This window comes from Corynebacterium sp. (assembly GCF_012837295.1).
Classification (GTDB): Bacteria; Actinomycetota; Actinomycetes; order Mycobacteriales; family Mycobacteriaceae; genus Corynebacterium.
The window spans coordinates 1-1,695 of sequence record NZ_DURI01000199.1; the positions used below are offsets into that span (position 1 = coordinate 1).

Consider the following 1,695-nt stretch of genomic DNA (forward strand, 5'->3'; position numbering starts at 1 on the left):
GCCTCGACGAGGGTCTGCAGCCAGCCGTGCTCGTCGGGGACGTCGCCGCGCTGGATGCCGGTGAGGCGCTCGCGCAGCTTCATGGTCCACTCGCCGGTCTCGCCGCCGTTGATCTTGAACGACCCGTCGCGCGAATCGACCTCGCCGACCGGGGTGATCACGGCCGCGGTGCCGCAGGCGAAGGTCTCGGACATCTTGCCGCTGGTGGCGTCGTTCTCCCAGTCGGCGGTGGACACGCGGCGCTCCTCGACGTCCATGCCCATGTCGCGGGCGACGGTGAGCAGCGAGTCGCGGGTGATGCCCGGCAGCAGGGAGCCGGACAGCGCCGGGGTGACCAGCTTGACGCCGGCCTCGGCCTCGTTGTCCGGGTAGAGGAAGGCGAGGTTCATGCCGCCCATCTCCTCGATCCAGGTGCGCTCGATGGCGTCGAGCCACACGACCTGGTCGCAGCCCTTCTCCTCGGCCTGCGCCTGGGCGGCCAGCGACGCGGCATAGTTGCCGGCGAACTTGGCGTCGCCGGTGCCGCCGGGGCAGGCGCGGACGTACTCGTGGGACAGCCAGACCTTCACGGGGTTGATGCCGCCGGTGAAGTACGCGCCGGCGGGCGACGCGATGAGCAGGAAGGTGTACGACGTCGACGGGTGCACGCCGAGGGTCTGCTCGGTGGCGATGAGCATGGGCCGCAGGTAGAGCGACTCTTCGCCGCCGGCCTTGGGCACCCACGCCTGGTCGACGTCGACGAGGAGGCGCACGGCCTCGAGGAAGAGTTCCTCGGGCAGCTCGGGCATGGCCATGCGGGCGGCGGAGCGCTGGAAGCGGCGGGCGTTCTGCTCGGGGCGGAAGGTGACGATCGACCCGTCGGCGTGGCGGTAGGCCTTGAGGCCCTCGAAGATCGCCTGGCCGTAATGCAGCACCGACGAGGCGGGGTCCATGGTCAGCGGGCCGTACGCCTCGACGCGCGCGGAATGCCAGCCACGGTCGGCGTCCCAGTCGATGCGGACCATGTGGTCGGTGAAGTGCTGGCCGAATCCGGGCTTGGCCAGGATGCGGGCGCGCTCCTCGTCGGAGCGGGGGTCCTCGTTGCGGACGATGTCGAAAGTCGTGGCAGCCATGGCGTACATCGTAGACCTGCGGTGGCGGCGAGGTGGCCAAGGCCCGGCGAGGGGTCCGGGTCCGGCGGTACGGTGGGGGCGATTCACCGGGCCGGGGCGTTTGCTTTGCGACGCCCGCGTCCCCCCGATCCGCTGGACCCGATTGAAGGAGCGTTCGCATGACCGATTCCCGCACCACCGATTTCGCCACTCCCAATTCGACCGTGCTGGAGGAGTTCCTGCCCGCGACGGGCACGCGCGTGTCCATCGTCGCCGGGGACGGGGGCGATTTGGCCGGTCTCGGCGCCGATTGTCTGCTGGTGGCCCTGCTCGACGGCGATGACCTGGAGTTGGTCGCGTCGTCGGTGCTCGGCGACAAGGCGGCGGCGGTGCTGGCGACGCTGGAGGCCGTGGGGGCGTCGGCGAAATTGGAGAAGGTCACGCGCATTCCGGCGCCGGAGGGCTTGGGCGTGGAGTCGATCGCGGCCGTCGGGCTCGGCGACGCCGACCCGGATTCGGAGACCATCCGCCGCGCGTCGGGTGCCGCCGCCCGCGCGCTGGGTTCCGTCGCCCACGTGGCCACGGCGCTCGGCGAGCTCGACGC

Annotated in this window: 2 protein-coding genes; one reads left to right on the plus strand and one right to left on the minus strand. The window is 71.3% G+C overall.

What is annotated here, in order from left to right; genetic code table 11:
* On the minus strand, nucleotides 1–1,112 hold a 1,112-nt coding region (locus GX015_RS06635; RefSeq protein WP_291343768.1), incomplete at its 3' end, for a branched-chain amino acid aminotransferase.
* Nucleotides 1,113–1,270: 158 nt separating this feature from the next.
* On the opposite strand from GX015_RS06635, the gene GX015_RS06640 reads away from it, so the two are divergent.
* The coding region (locus GX015_RS06640) for a M17 family peptidase N-terminal domain-containing protein (RefSeq protein ID WP_291343769.1) at nucleotides 1,271–1,695 on the plus strand (425 nt) is incomplete at its 3' end.